Here is an 18,127-nt window from a genome sequence, read left to right on the forward strand (position 1 = left end):
AATTTATGCACACGTGAACATCCCTCTATAAAAGATGCTGATTACTGCATCTTTTTGACTGAATCTCTAATCATCAGCTCTGTGTGGACATACACTTTTTCCATATGATCTTCTTCTTGCTTTTCACCGTTAATGACGGATAGGATGGCCTCTGCTCCAAGTGCACACATTTTTTCGATTGGCTTTTTCACCGTTGTCAGTGCAGGCGTGGTATAGGATGAAAATGCAATATCATCAAAACCGATAATAGAGACATCGCCCGGGCACGTCTTTCCCTTTGCATATAAAGCATTCATCGCACCAATGGCCATGTCATCATTAGAGCAAAAAAGCGCTGTTGGCGGATGATCAAGGGTCAGCAGGGATTCCATTGATTCATAGCCGCTTTTCATATGGTAGTCACCCGCGATCATATATTCTTTTTTCATAGGAATATGGTGATCAATTAACGCTTGGAGAAAACCAGCTTTTCTCTCCTGAGTCGATTTAAAGCCTTCTTTTCCTTCAATGATGGCGATTTGTTGATGGCCTTGCTGAATGAAATAGTGCGCTGCCTGGTATGCTCCTTGACTATCATCTGCTAATATATTCATCACTTCATTACTTTCTACACGGCGGTTCAGCACAATGATTGGAATGCCCTGTTTCTTGACATGATGGATAAACGCTTCATCGTGCTCACTTTGGCTCATCAGCAAAATGCCATCGTAGCGCTGCTTATGAATGGTTGTGTAATCGTGAAAATCGTCAATACCTCTGACAAACAAATTGTAATGCTCTGTCATGACGCTATTGACGCCTTTTAACGCATCCACAAAGAAGCTTGAGGATGTGCCTTCTGTTAAACTCGTAAAAAACAGACCGATTGTAAACGATTTTTGTGATACAAGGCCTCTGGCATGGACATTTGGTGAATAATTCAGCTGTTTTGCAATCGACAAAATCTTTTGTTTTGTCTTCTCTTTAATAAAAGGACTGTTATTCAAAGCCCTTGATACTGTGGTATGAGAGACATTTGCCAATTTTGCTATGTCTTTAATTGTGACTGTCATGCTATTCCGCCTTTTATGATTTTTTTCCATCTTATCATAAAACCGCTTTCATTTTCTTGCCTTTCTCTTCATGTGGTTTTACTTTGATGATAGAGCTGCTTTGCCCGGTCAAATTGAAAATATTGCTTGGCATTTTCATAGCTGATACCTTTCACAATGCCCCCTAGCAGCTCAAGGTCATAGGGGACTTCTCCTTTTTCTACCCAATCCCCGATAATATCACAAAGCAGTCTTCGGAAATATTCATGCCTTGTATAGGACAAAAAGCTTCTTGAATCAGTCAGCATTCCGATAAAACGGCTGATCAGTCCGATACTGGAAAGAGCCATCATCTGTTCTGTCATTCCTTGTTTCGTATCATTAAACCACCAGGCTGTGCCGTGCTGCATCTTCCCCGGTGTCTTCCCGTCTTGAAAGCTTCCAGCCAATGTTGATATCACGACATTGTCCCTTGGATTCAAGGAATACAGAATCGTGTTTGGCAATGCATCTTTTTGTTCTAAACGATCTAATATGTGGCAAAGCGGCTTTGCAATGTCTGCGTCATTCATCGCATCGTACCCCGTATCTGGTCCGAGTCTCTCAAACATTTTCGTATTGTTATTTCTAAGTGCATTGATATGAAGCTGCATTGCCCAGCCACGCTCACAGTAAGCCTGACCTAGCATAATGAATGTCTCTGTTTTAAATTTGATCTTCTCTTTTTCCGTCAATGGATGACCAGACATTCTTTTATGAAAGATAGTCTCCACTTCTTCTTGTGTCGTTTCTTCATATGTCATTTCATTAATAGCATGATCCGAGATCAAGCAGCCGTGTTCATGGAAAAAATCAATTCTCGCTCGGAGGGCATGTAAGAAGTCTTGGTAGGATTGTATTGGAATAGCTGAAGCCTCTGCCAGCTCATGAACATATTTTCCAAACAGATCATTCGCTATATCTAGAGCTTTATCAGGTCGAAACCCTGGTAGCACTTGTACAGAGAATCCCTCTTCCCGCAGTTTTTGATGATATTGAAGTGAATCGACCGGATCATCTGTTGTCACAACGGTTTCTACGTTTGATTTCATGATGAAGTCTCTCGCCCCAAATCCCTCTCCTTGCAGCTTTTCATTGACTTTCTGCCAAATGATATCTGCATTTTTTTCATTTAATAGGTCTTCGACTTCGAAATACCTTCTCAGCTCTAGATGGGTCCAGTGATAGAGCGGATTTCCTATGGTCATAGGGACGGTCTTCGCCCACGCCAAAAATTTATCATCATCAGATGCATCACCCGTGACGTGCGTTTCAGGAATGCCATTTGCTCTCATGGCCCGCCATTTGTAATGATCTCCATAAAGCCATGCCTCAGTGATATTTCGGAAGGTTTTATTTTCATAGATGTCTTTAGGACTTAAATGGCAATGGTAATCTATGATTGGAAGGTCCTTTGCAAACTCATGGTATAACTTTTCCGCCGTTGGACTGTTTAGTAAAAACTGCTCATCTAAAAAGGCTTTCATCAAATTCCCCCATCCCTCTTATCGTATGAAAATGATTTGTTCACGTTAACAATTTAATTGTAATCGTTTACAAAGTTGATTTCAATCCTAAAATAGGAAAAAACGATCTCCTTCAGAAAGGAAAATCGTTTTTTGGCTATTTTACAGGGGGTGATTTTTTTAGGATAATCGCAATAGTTGTTCCAGCACCAGGTTCACTTTCTACTTGAATATCACCGTCATGCAGTAAGACAAGCTCTTTTGCTATTGCCAGACCAAGTCCTGTTCCATTCGTTGGATCATTTGTATTTGTCCCTCTATAGTAGCGGTTAAATAAGTGATCGACCGTTTCTTGTGCCATTCCGCATCCGTTGTCTTTCATTTCGATCCGAACTTCTTCATCTGTTTCAGACAAAACAGCTGTAATATGCGTGCCTTTTTGGTTATGCTTGACTGCATTCGCCAGCAGGTTCTCAATCACTCGCCTGAACCAAGCTTTGTCGATCTCAAAGATGACACCGCTAGTTTGATCTTCAAAAGAGGATGAAAAATCCTCAGAAAAAGAGCTTCTTGAAAACTCGTCCATAATAGCGGCTAAAAATTCACCCAGCTCGACCGGCTTTCGATTAATAGGCAAGGCCCCATTTTTCAATCGATACGTGAGGTTTAAATCTTCAATCAAGGTCGACATGTATTCTGATTTCTCACGAATCACCTGTCCCATTTCCATGACTTCTTCCTTGGACCATTGATATTGATCAGATTCAAGCATGAGCCCGTAGCCGTAAATGGTACTAAGTGGTGTTTTCAAGTCATGAGACAATCCTGCAATCCATTCTTCCCTTGTGGTTTGAATTTTTCTACGGTTTTCTTCATTCTCTTTTAATGTAAGCGTGAGCTGATCCATTGTTTTTAGGATATCCTCAAATAATCGGTATTCACGCTTAATACGACCTTTTTTATTTTTACTGATTGGAATTCCTTTTCTATTTGTTGGTTCCTGCAATTTATTTCTAGATAAGAAAATCAGCCAGCGGATAATGTGATAGATCGGAAGACCATAGCGATACGAGTACCATAATGTCATGACGATAATAACCGTAATCACAAGACCTGCAATTAAAATGGTTGTATATTGATTTAATGCGTCTGTTTCTTTATCGTATAATCCATCTGGGCTGTATACTTTATTTGGTACAGAAATAATGATATACAGATTTTTATTCACTCTAATATAAGACAGATCACTTCTAAACTCCCAAGGCTTTGATTGATACTTGAGCAGTTCAACATCTGTTACATCATGTTTCAAATTGGTATTGGCTCGAATGCCTTTTAAATATTTCCCTTGATCATTGAACAGGTGCACCGACCCATTCATTCTCTTCAAGAATTCTTTCGTTTCAACCGAATATTGAGAGAGTGCAGCCAAATTTTTCTCGTTCTGCTTCAAATAATTGGCTACCTTTGTGCTGTTTGTTTTAAACCCATACAACACGATAAAGCTTTTTTGATCAATCTCAATTGGCCAGAAGTACATCTTATAATCTTTATATTGCCTTTTTTCAAAGATCTTGATCATTTCATCCTTTTGATAGGATGTTGGAATGGACTTGGGGCGGTGATAGCTATAGACGTTATGTTTTTTTGAATCAATCACTTGCAGCCAGCCGTCTCGTTTTCTCACTGCTTGCTTGAGCTGATCATCGGCTTCCATTTCTCCATCCTCGTTAAAATAAAGCCAGCTCATGAGTGTATCTCCATCAGCTTTTGTTAAACCGGTTTCAGCCATGTTCTCGTAGTATTTTTTTAAATATAAATTATCAGAGAACGTATTTCCGATTAACAAAATGGCAATCACAATAAACATTTGTCCGACAAAGTGAAAGAAAAGTTTTGCTCGTAAATTCATGAATTAATGATGAACCTTTACTGGGTGTGGTATAAATTTATATCCCATTCCACGGATCGTCACAATATATTCGGGCTGACTCGGATCTAACTCGATCTTTTCTCTCAGCTTTCGAATATGAACCATGACGGTGTTGTTATCACCATATGATGGAACGCCCCATACTTTCTCATAGATTTGATCTTTTGAAAGAACCACATTCGGATGATCACAAAAGTACTTCAGCAAAGAAAGAAGCTGAGCAGAGCATGCAGTCAACTCTCCTCTTACTTTCAATTCAGCTGAATGAGGATGATAAGAGAAATGAGCATATTCATATTGACTTTGAGCCTCTTCTTGCTCTTCCTTTAAAGAGATATAAGTTCGGTTTAAGTGAGCCTTAATTCTAGCCACAAGCTCTAGCGGATTAAATGGCTTTGTGATGTAATCATCTGCCCCTTGAGCAAAACCGGTCAGTTTATCTACATCAGACGTTCTTGCAGTTAAATAGAAAATGGGTGCTTTCGTATATTTTCTCATTTCAGGAAGAACATCAAAACCAGACTTACCGGGCATCATCACATCTAGAAGTAAGAGGTGGATGTCCTCGTTTTTGACAACATCTAATGCTTCATCTGCATGGTAGGCTTTATATATATGCTTGAAACCTTCTTTTTTTAATACGCGTTCAACCATTTTGACAATTGCTTCTTCGTCATCTGCAATCAATATTTTTGCTGTTTCCACGCATCTCTTTCCTTTCTAGCTATGATCTCTAACCGTATATTACCATTGTCTAAAGTAAAAAAGTACCTCTTTTCTGCATAAAAGCGAAAAAATATCAACTGGGAAAAATGGTGGTACTAGGAAGTTTCAGAGACGCAAAAAAACTCGGCTATTCCACCGAGTTCCTTTTACTTCTATTATCCATTCACAGCTTCTAGCTTTCTTTCATGGTTCACCAAATCATATGTTAAACAGATCGGCTTATTCGTTCTAGGATCAAGTACGATTTCTGCATCAATGTGGAATACCTGACCAAGCACCTCTTTGGTCATGACCTCATGAGGCGTCCCATCTTTGATGACTTTTCCTTGATTGAGAGCAATCATGTAATGAGAAAAACGTGCCGCATGATTCAAATCATGAATGACCATCAACACAGTTCGTCCCTGTTCTCTGTTTAACCGTTCTAGCAGCTGAAGAATCTCGAGCTGATGTGCCAGGTCCAAATACGTCGTCGGCTCATCCAATAGAAGCAGTTCTGTTTCCTGGGCAAGTGCCATTGCAATCCATACACGCTGACGCTGTCCACCAGAAAGTGCTTCAATTGGTCTGTCATGAAAAGCAATCATGCCCGTTTCCTCAAGTGCCCATCTGATGATTCGTTTATCTTCATTTGATAAGCGACCAAATCCATTTTGATGTGGGAAACGTCCATATGACACCAGCTCATACACTGTCAGTCCGCTTGGTGCTTCGGGTGTTTGCGGTAGGATCGCCATTTGTTTTGAAATTTCTTTTGTAGGCGTTTGATGAATAGCCTGACCATTTAAGTAAACAGCGCCTTGATTGGACTTCATGATACGGGACATTGTTTTTAAAATCGTTGATTTCCCGCACCCATTCGGTCCGATCAATGTTGTCACCTTGCCTTTTGGGATACTGATATTTAAATCCTCTACAATCAAACGGTCCTGATAACCGATACATAGCTTTTCTGTTTCAAGCGATTTCATATGTTTTTCTCCTCCCTCATTAGTTCGTTTTCATCAATAAGTAAATGAAGTAAGGTGCACCTAAAGCAGAAACGACGAGACCAACTGGCACCTCTGATGGTGCAAGTATGACACGGCCGAGTGTATCTGCCAGTAATAATAACAGTGCGCCAATCAACGCGGAGGCTGGTATCATTCCTTGGTGCTTTGGTCCAACAAGCTTTCTCGCCAAGTGCGGTGCGGCTAACCCTAAGAAAGAGATACTACCTGCAACAGCGACACTTGCACCTGCTAATGCAACGGCAATCAGCATCATAAAGCTTCTTTCTTTATGAACTGAAATCCCTAATCCATAGGACAGCTGGTCACCTAAATTCATGATATTTAAGTAGCGTGCTCTCACAAGCGCTAGCACAAGGAAAATAAGCATCCATGGCAGAACTGATAGGACATACGTCCAACTTGAGCCCCAAATGCTTCCTGATAACCACACAATGGCTTGGTTAAAATCATTTGGGCTCATTTTTAATTGAATGACCACAATTGCTGCTGAAAACGCAGCATTGACACCAATACCCGTTAAAATCAAGCGAACAGGTGTGATGCCTTTTTTCCACGCTAACACATAGATAAGAAATGCAGCAAAGGCTGCACCGGCAAATGCGAAAAGCGGCAGTACAAAAATCGTCAAATGTCCTAAGTTCGACATTGTGCCTTGAAATGCAAAGATAAAAAGTACAACAGCAAATCCTGCGCCCGCATTCACACCAAGAATACCAGGATCAGCTAAGCCGTTTTGAGAAACACCTTGCCAGATAGCTCCTGAAACAGCAATAGAAGCACCGACAAGTAAAGCGATGATCATTCTTGGAAGTCTAAATTCGAACAGCACCAGCTCATCCATTTCACTTCCGAGTCCAAAAAATGTTTTCAATGTATCTATCGGAGAAATACGAATCTCTCCGGTATTTAAACTAATCAAAAATACCACGACGATGGCTAAAAAGATCATCAGCATCGTTCGTTTATATTTCTTTTTCTTTGCCTGCTGCACCATTTCCATTTAAATTCCGCTCCTTTCACGTCTAGCTAAGTATAAGAAGAAAGGAACGCCTATAATCGCAGTAATGGCACCAACTGGTGTTTCAAATGGAGCATTGACCAGTCTTGCAGCAACGTCTGCATAAATTAACAAGATGGCCCCTAAAATAGCTGAGCAAGGGATGATCCACCGGTAGTCCACTCCGACCAAGAATCGAGTGACATGGGGAATGACAAGCCCGATAAAGCCAATTGAGCCTGCCACTGACACAGCAGCACCGGTTAAAAGAATCACGACCAATATTCCTAGCACCTTGACCGTTTTCGTATACTGCCCGAGCCCTTTAGCCAATTCATCACCTAAGCTCAGTACAGTGATCGAGCGAGCAAGGATCATCGCAATCACAAGCCCTACGATGGCGACTGGAATAACGACCTGAATGTTGCTCCAATTCAAGCCTGCCACGCCGCCTGCGTACCAAAAACTCATGTCTTGAGCGACGTCAAACCGAATGGCAATTGCTGAAGAGATCGAGCTTAAAAGAGCTCCAACCGCCGTACCCGCTAGTGCGAGCTTCACTGGGGTTAGTCCTCCCTTAGACAGGGTACCGACACCAAACACAATAGATGCACCGAGTGCGGCTCCAGCAAATGACCAAAGAATTAATGTGAAAGATGATTGGCCTGGGAAAAATGCAAATGCTATCGCAATCGCAAATGCAGAGCCATTTGTCACACCCATAATTTCAGGAGACGCAAGCGCATTTCTTGTCATCCCTTGCATAATGGCACCAGATACAGCTAAAAAGGCACCGACGAGTGCAGCCCCAACTGTACGCGGCAGCCTCAATTCCCGAATGATTTGATGTGAAGTTTGCTGTGGATCAAAATGAAAAATGGCTTCCCATACCGTGTGTAGATGAATATTTGCTGCTCCTAATGATACCGATAAAAAAAGACCAAATGCTAAAGCGATGATTCCTATGATGACAACAGCTGCTGTTCCAAAAGGCTTCGTGACAATATCCATTGCATCGTCCTTGGCTGGCAGCTGCTTATTCGATTGTGAGCCCAAAACCAGTCTCTTCCTTTCCGTTCATATCTATTCTTTATCAGTGATAATGATTATCAATCTCGAAGTCTAGTATATCATTTTCTTTCCTTTTTGAAATCATTGTTCTGAACATTTTCTTTATTTTCATCAAAAAACCGGGAGAAATTCACCATTTTTCTTTAGGTCCTAACATAGCCGATGCATTTTTCATTCCATCATGTTACGATATAATTGAAATTGAGAATCATTATCATAATAACGTGAATAGGAGAGAATCTTTGTGAAAAAACGATCTGGATTTCTTTTGATATCCTTAGCCTTTCTCATGCTTTTTACAGCTGCTTGCAGCGGCACTTCAAATAAAAAATCTGGCGCCAACCAGGATGACACAATCACCTATCAGGACGTGAAAGGTGAAGTCAAACTCCCTAAAGATCCAAAACGAATTGTGCTTTTGGCAGAAAGCTACTACGGTGACCTCGTGACACTTGGCAAGACGCCGATTGCTACAACTGCCCCCATCTTTAAAAACCCTTTCTATAAAGGCAAAACAGATGGTGTCAAAAACCTTGGAACATCCCCTTCTGTCGAAAAGGTCGCCGCTTTGAAGCCAGATATGATTATTGCTTGGGGAGAAGACGAGAAATTTGATCAATACAAAAAAATTGCGCCAACCGTTGCCATTAAATACAATCAATATTCCTTTAAAGATCAGCTGAAAGAATTCGGTAAAATGACAGGTACACCGAAAAAAGCAGCAGAATGGATCACAAAATGGGATACAAAAATAGCTGAGGTAAAGCCTAAAGTAACAAAAGCGGTCGGCAGCAAAACCGTTTCAATCGTGTCACCCTTTGATAAAGGTATCTATATCTTTGGAAACACCTTTGCACGAGGAGGCGAAATTATTTATGACGAGCTGAAATTACGTGCGCCAAAGGCAGTTAAAAAAGATGCCATCGATAGCGGCGTCGGCTATGCAAACATTTCCCTTGAAAAGCTGCCAGAATACGCAGGCGACTATATTTTCACTAGTCCATGGAGCGGTTCAAAAAGTAAAGGAGATCAGGTGTATGAAAGCAGCATTTGGGCATCACTTCCTGCTGTACAAAATAAACACGTATTTGAAATCGATCCTGTCGGTTACTTCTTTAATGACCCAGTGTCACTAGAAGGACAGCTTGAGTTTATTGTGGACCGTTTAACATCTGAATCATAAAAAAACGTTTCTCCATATACGGAGAAACGTTTCCCTTATACCGTTCCTTTGGCAAATCCTTTTGACATAAATGGATAAAGCAAAATACCTACTAAGAACAGACCGATGCCAAGTCCAAATGTTTTAAAATCAGCTGTTCCTGAAATAATGACCCAAGCGGAATACCCCATCGCAACAAGCGCAATGATTCCGTCTCTTGTTCGCTTCCCTTTTTGAAGATCATACGTGTCACCTTGTATGATGACTTTAAAGCTATAGATCGAAGACACAATATACGGAATGAGATACGCAAGTGTCGCTGATGTCGTTAAAAAGGTAAAAGCTTCATTAATCGTACGAGACATCACTGAGAAAATAAACAGCTGTGACATAATGTTTGTAACCGTTAAAGCAAAAACAGGACTGCCTTTTTTGTTTGTTTTTGCAAATACTGCCGGGAAATCGCCAGCCTTTGCTGCTTGATACGGTACTTCTGAACCAAGTAAAATCCAGCCAAGCATCGAGCCAAATAAACAAATAATCGCAAGCAGTGCCATCACAATTCCGCCAGCCGGCCCAATAATAAGCTGAAGCACGTCAACGAATGGTTTATCTGAGCCTTGCAACTGATCGTGCGGCAGGACGCCCATTGTAATCAAAGTAATAATCATGTAGATAGAAAGTGCAATTAAAAGTCCTGTAATCGTTGCACGTTTCACATCGCGCTGCGAGGACGCTCTTCCTGATAAAATGACAGCAGACTCGATGCCAATAAATGCCCATAGTGTGGAAATGGCCGCATGATGAATTTGGCCCCCAAGTCCGAGCATTCCTTCGCCCTCTGCTGCAATTGGGAAGTAATAATGTTCAAATAATGCCGTTTGGAATGCAAATAATCCCGCAACAATAAAAAGGATGAATCCAAGTACCTTTGAAAAGGTCGTAATAAAGTTTAATTTACTTGCAGCACTTAAGCTTGTAATTAAGATCGTATGTGTTCCCCAAAGAAGAATGGTACATACAATAAACGTTGTCAGCTGACCTAGTGTGATCGCTTCTTTACCAAAGGTGAAAATTTCCGTCTTCACGGTGAGAATTGGGAAAAATGTCGTTAAATAACCAGCAAGACTCGTAATAATCGCGACATTACTAATCCAGCTTGCTACCCAATATCCCCAAACCATTGTAAAACCTGCCGCTTTCCCTTTTTTCGGATCGTTGAAAAGCGCTCTTGCATAACTTTGTGGTCCAGCTGTCAGCTGCGGCTTATGAATGGACAAATGCCCAAAAACAAGTGCAATCATCAGCACACCGCCACCTGTGACAAGCCATGCCATCGTCACACCTAAAGGACTCGCATGCTGGGCAAGCGTACTTGGCAGCATAAAGATGCCTGAACCTACCATATTTCCGACGACAAAAGCCGTCAATAACCAAAAACCCCATTTTTTTGTCTGTTCCATTTCCGTACCTCCGTTATATTCACTTCGGACCAGACCCGGCAGTATCTTCATTGATATATTTGTGAAGCAATGACTTGTATTCTTTATGTTCATTATGGGTCACTTTCTTAACAGCATACCCTTATCTTCGGTACTCAGAACATAAAAAAAAGCCTGAACAACAGTCCATGCTTTTCAAAACATACACCTTGATCTCCGGATAGCCCTCCACGCTTCAAAGACGTGGCAGTCCTGCATTTATTCAATGCAGACCCAGCATAAAGAAAGTTGGAGCTCTCTCTACACTTCGGCGCTGATGCCTTTTTTCTCATGATCTTCGATTCCATCTCTCCCATGAGTGACTCATCATCCGCGCAACCTCTACCTCACTGAGACATAGCGTGAGGATTTCTATTCATTTTTACTACACGAAGGTTATCAAACATTCTCACTTCTGTCAAAGGGAAAAACATAGAAAAAGAGCAGAGATCTTTTTCTCTGCCCTATACCTGCTTATTGATCGTTGTTTTTCTTCTTTTGTACAGCTTCCTGAAGCGGATCGCCTGCTAGCTCTTTGCTTGCTTCTTCTAACAGCTGATCTACTTGCTTGTGGTCTTTCTCGCTTTTCGCCTTTTTATCCTTTTGGAAAAATGACATCGCTGTTTCCTCCCTTTTCATAAAATGCGGTTGCCTGTTTAATTTGTGCTACAGTGCGCCGCATTATACAAAGTGGAAAGGCTCAATCATCATGAAAGGTTTGTCTCATTTTTTGCAGATATGTCAAAAAGGTCTTTAAGTCTTCCTTTGTGAAGTCTGACATCATATGCTGAATCACCTTTCCGAAAAGACGTGTATGCTTTTCATAAATCGCCTGCCCTTTTTCGGTGGCTTCTAATCGGACGAGCGAGGGGTCGTCTTTGTCCCGTTCTCTCTGAATATAGCCCTGCTCACATAATTTATTGAGTGCAATGGAGGCTGCACCTGGGTTTAAAGAGAGCCTTTGTTTCAGCTCTTCGGCATGTGATACTTTGCCTTGTATCAGAATAGTAAGAGCATATATCTGCGGAGGCGTGATGTCTTTTTCTAACTCAAGTAACTTGCGGTTTAATTTACGGCTGACTTCATAATGTACAAGAACAATTTCTTTTAAAATGTCTGCATTACCCATCCGAATCGCATCCCTTATCGTTAGTATCAACTTGACTTCCTCCTTATTATAGAATGTTTTACCAATCAGCCAACCCTTTTGTCCTTTTTTTCTTTAGAAATAAGCCTTGCTGAATGAATTCACCCTTGATATAGTGAATACTTGAACAAAAAATAGAACAGGAGTACGCATCATGACAGGAAAAACACACATTATGGGCGGAATCGCCGCCTCAACGGCCGTCGCCTACTACTACGGATTCGACCCAGTCATCATGGCTGCAGCTGGATCAGCAGGTGCTTTGATCCCCGATCTTTGTCATACAAAAAGTAAAATCGGTAGAAAATTTCCGCTGCTCTCGGCCCTGATCAGCAGCGTGTTCGGTCATCGCACGTTTACTCACAGTTTATTATTTCTGCTGATCATTTATTTTCTCGCAACAACATACATTCCAAATGACAGCCTAAGTATTGGTTTATTAGTTGGAATGGCGAGCCATCTTATCCTTGATGCTGGAACAGTAAACGGCATTAAATTTTTATTTCCAGCTTCCATTAAAGTGCGTCTCCCCTTCTATGTCAAAACAGGCAGCACAGGAGAACAAGTTGTACTAGCTGCTCTCACTGTCGTCACCTGCTATTACATCGCAGTCATCTGCGGCATGTCTATCCCCATCCAGTTCTAACAGAATAAAAAAGAGTTTTGCGAAAAAGATAAGATATGAATTGATCATTCCTCATTTTTTTAGTAGGTTTAAGATAAGTGTTTTTGCCTTGCAGCTGAATACAGAATGGTGAGGAGATACATAGATGAAAGCGTTTTTCAAAAATCACTGGTTTTTAGTGTATTCCATCCTCTTCATGTGGATGAAAACATACATCATTTATCAACTAGGTTTTCACATACGAACAGCCAATCTGTTTCATGAATGGCTGCTTTTGATCAATCCACTTAGCTTTCTACTCCCTTTGTTTGGGATAGCTCTTTTTTTAAATGAAACCAAACAAAAGGTTTTTTTATTGACTGCAAATTTTATTCTCACGGCGATTCTTATATCGAATACGATCTTTTACGGTTTTTATATTGATTTCATTACCATTCCCGTGCTATTCCAAGCGAAGAACATGGGAGATATGGGCAGCAGTATGACGGAATTATTCCACCCGCTTTTTGTGCTGATGCTCGTTGATTTTGTCGTACTTGCTTGGCTGCTCAAGCGCAGACCATTAGCCCCAAAAGCGTCATACAAGACGATCAAAACATATTATGCGATCTGCTGCAGCTTCCTATTGTTTCATGTCAGCTCAGCTATGATGGATCACCCTCGATTTCTGACAAGCTCTTATGATCGTGAAGTCATTGTTAGAAACCTCGGGCTGTTCCAATTTCATCTGTACGACGGTGCTGCCCAAACGGCACGCATTGGACAAAAGGCTTTTGCAGATGAAGATACGCTTTCTACTGTAGCAAACTACACAAAGGCTGATTACAGCGCACCAAACGAAGAGTACTTCGGACTTGCTAAAGGCAAGAACGTTGTGTTCGTTTCACTTGAATCGACGCAGCAATTTGTCATGAATCAAAAGGTAAATGGACAATATATCACTCCCTTTTTAAATCAATTGGCTAAAAAGAGTTTTTATTTTGATGAATTTTATCAGCAGACAGAGCAGGGGAAGACGTCCGATTCAGAGTTTATTGTCGCTAATTCTCTCTATCCTTCTAGCAGCGGCGCTGTTTTTTTCACAGCGAGTGACAATGAATATGACACATTATACAAGCAGTTGAAAAAAGTAAACTATCAATCCGTCCAATTTCATGCGAATAATAAAACGTTTTGGAATCGTGATGTGATGTATGAATCTCTAGGAATTGATCGTTTTTACGATGTCGATTCATATGATGTCAATGAACGGAATTCCACTGGCTGGGGTTTAAAGGATATCGACTTCTTTGATCAATCCGTTGATCATTTAAAAAAGTTGAAGCAGCCTTATTACAGTACATTTATTACTTTGACCAATCATTTTCCATTTGAAATTGACCCGAAGGATCAGTTTATTGATGAATATGATTCGTCCAGCACCATTTTAAACCGCTATGTGACGACCGTCCGCTATCAAGATGAAGCGATTAAGTTGTTTTTTGACCGTATGAAAGAAGAAGGATTGTATCACAATACGATGTTTGTCCTCATGGGTGACCATTATGGCATCTCTGAGGCACATCATGAGGCAATGGCTCAGCTGCTCAATCAAGAGGAAATCACACCGTTTGATGCAGTCAAACTGCAACGTGTTCCCTTTTTAATTTACATTCCTGGTGTCACGGATCAAGTACCGCAGACGATTTCTGAAACAGCTGGTCAAATGGACGTGAAGCCGACACTTCTTCACTTACTAGGGATTGAAACGAAGGATTCCATTCAATTTGGCAATGATTTATTTTCAAATGAACGGACGCCTTTCGCTGTATTGAGAAACGGGAACTTTATTACAGATGATTATCTCTATACAAAGAACACCTGCTATGATCAAAAAACAAAAGAACCCGTGAAGCAGGATGAGGTATGCCAGCCCTATATAGAAAAAGCAAACAAAGAGCTCTCCTTATCAGACAAGGTGATCAATGGGAATTTGCTGCGTTTTTATCAGCAGTAAACAGGATAAAACGATCTCCTTTGTCGTCACGCTAAAAGTCGCCATTTGGCGGCTTTTTCTTCTCTCTTTTTGCTGAAAGCCTATGAATGCTCAAATAAGTTTGCTTATAATAAAGGGAACTACATGATATTGAATGATAAGAGGTGTGAACATGAAGTATTTATTCTTAGCCCTCATCTCCCTATGTTTGCTTCTGAGTGGATGCCAAACAGAGATGAAGCGATCTAATTCGAATAAAGAAACAGAGCTTGTGATTTCAGCAGCGGCAAGTCTTCAGGATGCACTAAAGGAAATTGAAGCCTCCTTTCACAAACAGCATCCACATGTGACATTAACGAATAACTTCGGATCATCCGGCGCATTGAAGCAGCAAATCGCTCAAGGAGCAAAAGCGGATCTCTTTTTCTCAGCAGCTGAGGAACCCTTTGATGAACTTGTTCAATCTGGAGACATAGATCAAGATTATATCAAGGACGCCATACAAAACGAGCTAGTCCTTATTGTGCCAAAAGATGGCTCTTCCTCTATTAAAAGCTTTCAAGACGTCCAGCACGTAAAAGGAAAGATCGCTCTTGGCACACCTGAATCGGTTCCTGCTGGTACATACGGAAAAGAGATTTTCACAAAACTGAATATATGGGATCAAGTAAAAAAGAATGCTGTCTATGCCAAAGATGTACGACAAGTTCTAAGCTATGTTGAAACTGGAAATGTCGAAGCAGGTGTTGTGTATAAAACAGACGCCCTCGTCTCCAAAAAGGTAAAGATTGCAGCTGAGGCACATTCGGACATGCACTCCCCGGTTATATATCCAGTAGGGATTGTCAAAGGGACAAAACATCTAACAGAAGCCAAGGCCTTTTTTGAATTTCTTCAATCTGATAAAGCCAAATCAATTTTTAAGAAATACGGCTTTCAAGTGTCGTAATGCCTATGCTGACTGAAGACTTTCTATCACCCATTTGGCTGTCCGTTCAAGTGGCCATCGTTAGCGGACTGTTGGCCACTGTCTTTGGCACAACGATTGGCTTTTGGATGGCGCGAACTACTTTTAAAGGGAAAATGATTGTGGAAACGCTCCTGATGATGCCGCTCGTTCTCCCGCCAACAGTCGTTGGCTTTTTATTGCTCATCGTATTCGGAAAGCATAGTGTAATAGGGGGCGCGATTGAATGGATCTTCCATCAGCCGGTAATCTTCACATGGTGGGCGGCGGTCATTGCATCGACTGTCGTGGCATTTCCGCTCATGTATCAATCAGCAAAGGCGGGCTTTTCTACAATTGAGTCAGATATTGAAGGGGCTGCAAAAGTAGATGGTGCTCATTCCTTCCAAGTCTTTGCCTATATTACTGTACCTCTTGCCCTGCCGTCCCTCTTGTCAGGCAGCATCCTTAGTTTTGCAAGAGCCCTTGGAGAATTCGGAGCGACCTTAATGTTTGCGGGCAACATCCCAGGAAAAACCCAAACACTCCCAACCGCTATCTATGTGGCGATTGATTCTGGGCGTATGGAACTTGCTTGGGCATGGACGATCTGTATTGTGATCTTATCTTTTATGATGCTTTTGGCTGTTCGTAGAAGCAGTACATAAAAAACCCCTTTCTCACATGAGAAAGAGGATTTTTTTATTTATTCAAACCCAACCGTCATCGTCTCTGGATTCGAGCCGACACGCTCGTTATTGTTTAATGCATCGATTTTTTCCATGTCTTCTTTTGAAAGTTCGAAATCAAAAATATCTGCATTTTGTTTAATGCGTTCTTCGTTGATTGACTTAGGAATCGTCACGACGCCGCTTTGCAGATCCCAGCGCAAGATGACTTGTGCAACGGATTTGTTGTAGCGTGCAGCAATGTCCTTTAATACGTCATGATCTAATAGCTTTCCTTGCATAAGCGGAGACCACGCTTCAATTTGAATGCCTTTTTCTTTTGCGTATTGACGCAGTTCGACAAGTGTCAGTTTCGGGTGAAATTCAACTTGGTTCACGGCTGGAACAACTTCAGCATCCTTTAATAGCTCTTCTAAATGCTGAATGTAGAAGTTGCTGACGCCAATGGCTCTCACTTTCCCATCCTTGTAAAGCTTCTCAAGCGCACGCCATGTGTCTTTAAATGTTTCTGCATTTGGACCAGGCCAATGAATCAAATAGAGGTCTAAGTAATCAAGGCCTAATCGATTTAAGCTTGCGTCAAATGCAGCCAGCGCTTTGTCATAGCCTTGATCCGTATTCCATACTTTAGACGTAATGAACAAATCTTCTCGTTTCACGCCAGATTCTTTAATTGCTTTGCCTACGCCTGTCTCATTTTTATAAACGGCAGCCGTGTCAATACTGCGGTATCCGTTTCGTATGGCTGCTTTTACGGCATCTACCACTTGATTGCCGTCCTCCACTTTGAATACACCTAAACCAAACCAAGGCATTTCCACTCCGTTATTCAGTGTTACGGTATCATTCAAGCTTTTAACCATTTTAACAACCACCTTTTTCATAGATTCCATCTTTTTCATTATCTCACGTTGTCCATTAAAACTCTATTATCAGACGTTTTTCTTCGCTTCGATGGCTAACAGCAAAGCACCTGTCATGCCGGCCTTGTCTTCAAGTCCAGGAGAGACAATATATGAATCAAGCGGCGGCAGGTCTACATAATCATTGAGATAAGCAGCAAGCTTCTCTCGAATTAGTGGAAACAGTTGTTTTTGCTTCATGACGCCCCCGCCCATAATGATGCGCTCTGGGCTTAAAATAAGCGAGTACTGCATCAGTGCCTGCGCCAAATAGTCGGCTTCAAGTGTCCAAACTGATTCTTCCTCTGTGAGCTGTTTAGCAGATTTCCCCCACCTTTTCTCAATCGCTGGTCCAGCGGCCAGTCCTTCTAAGCACGTCCCATGCGCTGGGCAGACTCCTTCAAACTGGTCGGATTCATGCTGCCTGACAAGGATGTGCCCCATTTCTGGATGCGAATGACCGTGAAGAAGCTCGTTTTTTACAACAGCGCCAGCACCGATACCCGTACCGACCGTGATATACATACAGCTATTCAGCCCTTTGGCTGCTCCTTTTGTTAATTCACCTAAAGCTGCCGCATTTACATCTGTTGTAAAAGATACTGGAACTTCTATTTGCTTCTCTAGCTCTGGGATGAACGGGTAATGCTTCCACTCTACTTTCGGCGTGTTCATGATATAACCATAGGAAGGGTCGTCCTTTTGGACACAAATCGGTCCAAAGGAGCCGACCCCTAAAGCTTCAATGTCATGCTGCTTGAAAAATGGGATGAGCTTTTGTAATGTTTTTTCTGGGTGCTCTGTAGGTATCGTCATTTCTTCGAGAATGTCCCCGTGCTCATTGCCGATTGCACAACAAAACTTTGTACCGCCAGCTTCAATTGCTCCATAATACGCCATCATTGATCTCCCCCTGCTTGTTCT

17 protein-coding genes and 1 riboswitch are annotated in these 18,127 nt (G+C 41.5%); of the genes, 5 read left to right on the forward strand and 12 right to left on the reverse strand.

The window, feature by feature from the left end:
* Window positions 1-41: 41 nt before the first annotated feature.
* The 7 genes from ACQYAC_RS09515 to ACQYAC_RS09545 all read right to left on the reverse strand — a co-directional run bounded on the left by ACQYAC_RS09515 (window position 42) and on the right by ACQYAC_RS09545 (window position 8,261).
* Complete coding sequence (locus ACQYAC_RS09515; protein ID WP_180310111.1) at window positions 42-1,052, reverse strand: LacI family DNA-binding transcriptional regulator; 1,011 nt, start codon at window positions 1,050-1,052, stop codon at window positions 42-44.
* 68 nt (window positions 1,053-1,120) lie between these two features.
* Complete coding sequence (uxaC, locus tag ACQYAC_RS09520) at window positions 1,121-2,557, reverse strand: glucuronate isomerase (RefSeq protein WP_429943174.1); 1,437 nt, start codon at window positions 2,555-2,557, stop codon at window positions 1,121-1,123.
* Between the two features lie 136 nt (window positions 2,558-2,693).
* The gene (locus ACQYAC_RS09525) at window positions 2,694-4,448 is read right to left on the reverse strand and encodes a sensor histidine kinase (RefSeq protein WP_429943175.1); all 1,755 of its coding nucleotides are present in this window, start codon (window positions 4,446-4,448) and stop codon (window positions 2,694-2,696) included.
* A gap of 3 nt (window positions 4,449-4,451) precedes the next feature.
* Window positions 4,452-5,174 (reverse strand): response regulator transcription factor, encoded by a 723-nt coding sequence (locus tag ACQYAC_RS09530; RefSeq protein ID WP_410582408.1) that lies wholly within the window; start codon window positions 5,172-5,174, stop codon window positions 4,452-4,454.
* A gap of 176 nt (window positions 5,175-5,350) precedes the next feature.
* The gene (locus ACQYAC_RS09535; RefSeq protein WP_058013698.1) at window positions 5,351-6,166 is read right to left on the reverse strand and encodes an ABC transporter ATP-binding protein; all 816 of its coding nucleotides are present in this window, start codon (window positions 6,164-6,166) and stop codon (window positions 5,351-5,353) included.
* A gap of 19 nt (window positions 6,167-6,185) precedes the next feature.
* Window positions 6,186-7,208, reverse strand: a complete 1,023-nt coding sequence (locus ACQYAC_RS09540; protein ID WP_429943176.1) for a FecCD family ABC transporter permease — start codon at window positions 7,206-7,208, stop codon at window positions 6,186-6,188.
* Window positions 7,209-8,261, reverse strand: a complete 1,053-nt coding sequence (locus ACQYAC_RS09545; RefSeq protein WP_058013696.1) for a FecCD family ABC transporter permease — start codon at window positions 8,259-8,261, stop codon at window positions 7,209-7,211.
* 259 nt (window positions 8,262-8,520) lie between these two features.
* Between ACQYAC_RS09545 and ACQYAC_RS09550 the strand changes: the two genes are divergently transcribed.
* Window positions 8,521-9,459 carry an iron-hydroxamate ABC transporter substrate-binding protein gene (locus ACQYAC_RS09550; RefSeq protein ID WP_268466693.1) on the forward strand — a complete coding sequence of 313 codons (939 nt, stop codon included), beginning with the start codon at window positions 8,521-8,523 and terminating at the stop codon, window positions 9,457-9,459.
* A gap of 35 nt (window positions 9,460-9,494) precedes the next feature.
* On the opposite strand, the gene ACQYAC_RS09555 is transcribed toward ACQYAC_RS09550, so the two are convergent.
* The 3 genes from ACQYAC_RS09555 to ACQYAC_RS09565 form a co-directional block, all read right to left on the reverse strand.
* A complete protein-coding gene (locus tag ACQYAC_RS09555) occupies window positions 9,495-10,901 on the reverse strand; it encodes an amino acid permease (protein WP_429943177.1) in 1,407 nt (468 codons plus the stop codon).
* A 192-nt stretch (window positions 10,902-11,093) separates the two neighbouring features.
* A riboswitch (Lysine riboswitch) is annotated at window positions 11,094-11,272 on the reverse strand.
* Window positions 11,273-11,393: 121 nt separating this feature from the next.
* Entirely contained in the window at window positions 11,394-11,537 is a 144-nt protein-coding gene (sspJ, locus tag ACQYAC_RS09560; RefSeq protein ID WP_003213383.1) for a small acid-soluble spore protein SspJ, read from the reverse strand.
* Between the two features lie 82 nt (window positions 11,538-11,619).
* The gene (locus ACQYAC_RS09565) at window positions 11,620-12,078 is read right to left on the reverse strand and encodes a MarR family winged helix-turn-helix transcriptional regulator (RefSeq protein ID WP_234034818.1); all 459 of its coding nucleotides are present in this window, start codon (window positions 12,076-12,078) and stop codon (window positions 11,620-11,622) included.
* A 142-nt stretch (window positions 12,079-12,220) separates the two neighbouring features.
* Here ACQYAC_RS09565 and ACQYAC_RS09570 point away from each other — a divergent pair, with 142 nt between their 5' ends.
* The 4 genes from ACQYAC_RS09570 (at window position 12,221) to modB (ending at window position 16,280) form a co-directional block, all read left to right on the forward strand.
* On the forward strand, window positions 12,221-12,712 hold the full coding sequence (locus tag ACQYAC_RS09570) for a metal-dependent hydrolase (RefSeq protein ID WP_180310105.1): 492 nt from the start codon (window positions 12,221-12,223) through the stop codon (window positions 12,710-12,712).
* Window positions 12,713-12,836: 124 nt separating this feature from the next.
* Complete coding sequence (locus ACQYAC_RS09575; RefSeq protein WP_429943178.1) at window positions 12,837-14,687, forward strand: LTA synthase family protein; 1,851 nt, start codon at window positions 12,837-12,839, stop codon at window positions 14,685-14,687.
* 151 nt (window positions 14,688-14,838) lie between these two features.
* Window positions 14,839-15,615 carry a molybdate ABC transporter substrate-binding protein gene (gene modA, locus ACQYAC_RS09580; protein ID WP_429943179.1) on the forward strand — a complete coding sequence of 259 codons (777 nt, stop codon included), beginning with the start codon at window positions 14,839-14,841 and terminating at the stop codon, window positions 15,613-15,615.
* Entirely contained in the window at window positions 15,615-16,280 is a 666-nt protein-coding gene (gene modB / locus ACQYAC_RS09585; RefSeq protein WP_410582420.1) for a molybdate ABC transporter permease subunit, read from the forward strand. The genes modA and modB overlap by 1 nt, the downstream gene beginning before the upstream one ends.
* Before the next feature lie 38 nt (window positions 16,281-16,318).
* On the opposite strand, the gene ACQYAC_RS09590 is transcribed toward modB, so the two are convergent.
* Window positions 16,319-17,164, reverse strand: coding sequence for an aldo/keto reductase (locus ACQYAC_RS09590; RefSeq protein ID WP_268466706.1), 846 nt, complete (start codon window positions 17,162-17,164; stop codon window positions 16,319-16,321).
* Between the two features lie 69 nt (window positions 17,165-17,233).
* Window positions 17,234-18,103, reverse strand: a complete 870-nt coding sequence (locus ACQYAC_RS09595; protein WP_429943180.1) for an ROK family protein — start codon at window positions 18,101-18,103, stop codon at window positions 17,234-17,236.
* Between the last annotated feature and the right edge of the window lie 24 nt (window positions 18,104-18,127).

Origin of the sequence: Bacillus sp. MM09(2025), assembly GCF_050496725.1 — a bacterium.
Lineage (GTDB): Bacteria > Bacillota > Bacilli > Bacillales > Bacillaceae > Bacillus > Bacillus pumilus.

Coding starts and splice junctions, on each gene's coding strand:
- ACQYAC_RS09515 (WP_180310111.1), bottom strand. CDS start 1,052: ATGACAGTCACAATTAAAGACATAGCAAAATTGGCAAATGTCTCTCAT.
- uxaC (WP_429943174.1), bottom strand. CDS start 2,557: ATGAAAGCCTTTTTAGATGAGCAGTTTTTACTAAACAGTCCAACGGCG.
- ACQYAC_RS09525 (WP_429943175.1), bottom strand. CDS start 4,448: ATGAATTTACGAGCAAAACTTTTCTTTCACTTTGTCGGACAAATGTTT.
- ACQYAC_RS09535 (WP_058013698.1), bottom strand. CDS start 6,166: ATGAAATCGCTTGAAACAGAAAAGCTATGTATCGGTTATCAGGACCGT.
- ACQYAC_RS09540 (WP_429943176.1), bottom strand. CDS start 7,208: ATGGAAATGGTGCAGCAGGCAAAGAAAAAGAAATATAAACGAACGATG.
- ACQYAC_RS09555 (WP_429943177.1), bottom strand. CDS start 10,901: ATGGAACAGACAAAAAAATGGGGTTTTTGGTTATTGACGGCTTTTGTC.
- sspJ (WP_003213383.1), bottom strand. CDS start 11,537: ATGTCATTTTTCCAAAAGGATAAAAAGGCGAAAAGCGAGAAAGACCAC.
- ACQYAC_RS09570 (WP_180310105.1), top strand. CDS start 12,221: ATGACAGGAAAAACACACATTATGGGCGGAATCGCCGCCTCAACGGCC.
- ACQYAC_RS09575 (WP_429943178.1), top strand. CDS start 12,837: ATGAAAGCGTTTTTCAAAAATCACTGGTTTTTAGTGTATTCCATCCTC.
- modA (WP_429943179.1), top strand. CDS start 14,839: ATGAAGTATTTATTCTTAGCCCTCATCTCCCTATGTTTGCTTCTGAGT.
- modB (WP_410582420.1), top strand. CDS start 15,615: ATGCCTATGCTGACTGAAGACTTTCTATCACCCATTTGGCTGTCCGTT.
- ACQYAC_RS09590 (WP_268466706.1), bottom strand. CDS start 17,164: ATGGTTAAAAGCTTGAATGATACCGTAACACTGAATAACGGAGTGGAA.
- ACQYAC_RS09595 (WP_429943180.1), bottom strand. CDS start 18,103: ATGGCGTATTATGGAGCAATTGAAGCTGGCGGTACAAAGTTTTGTTGT.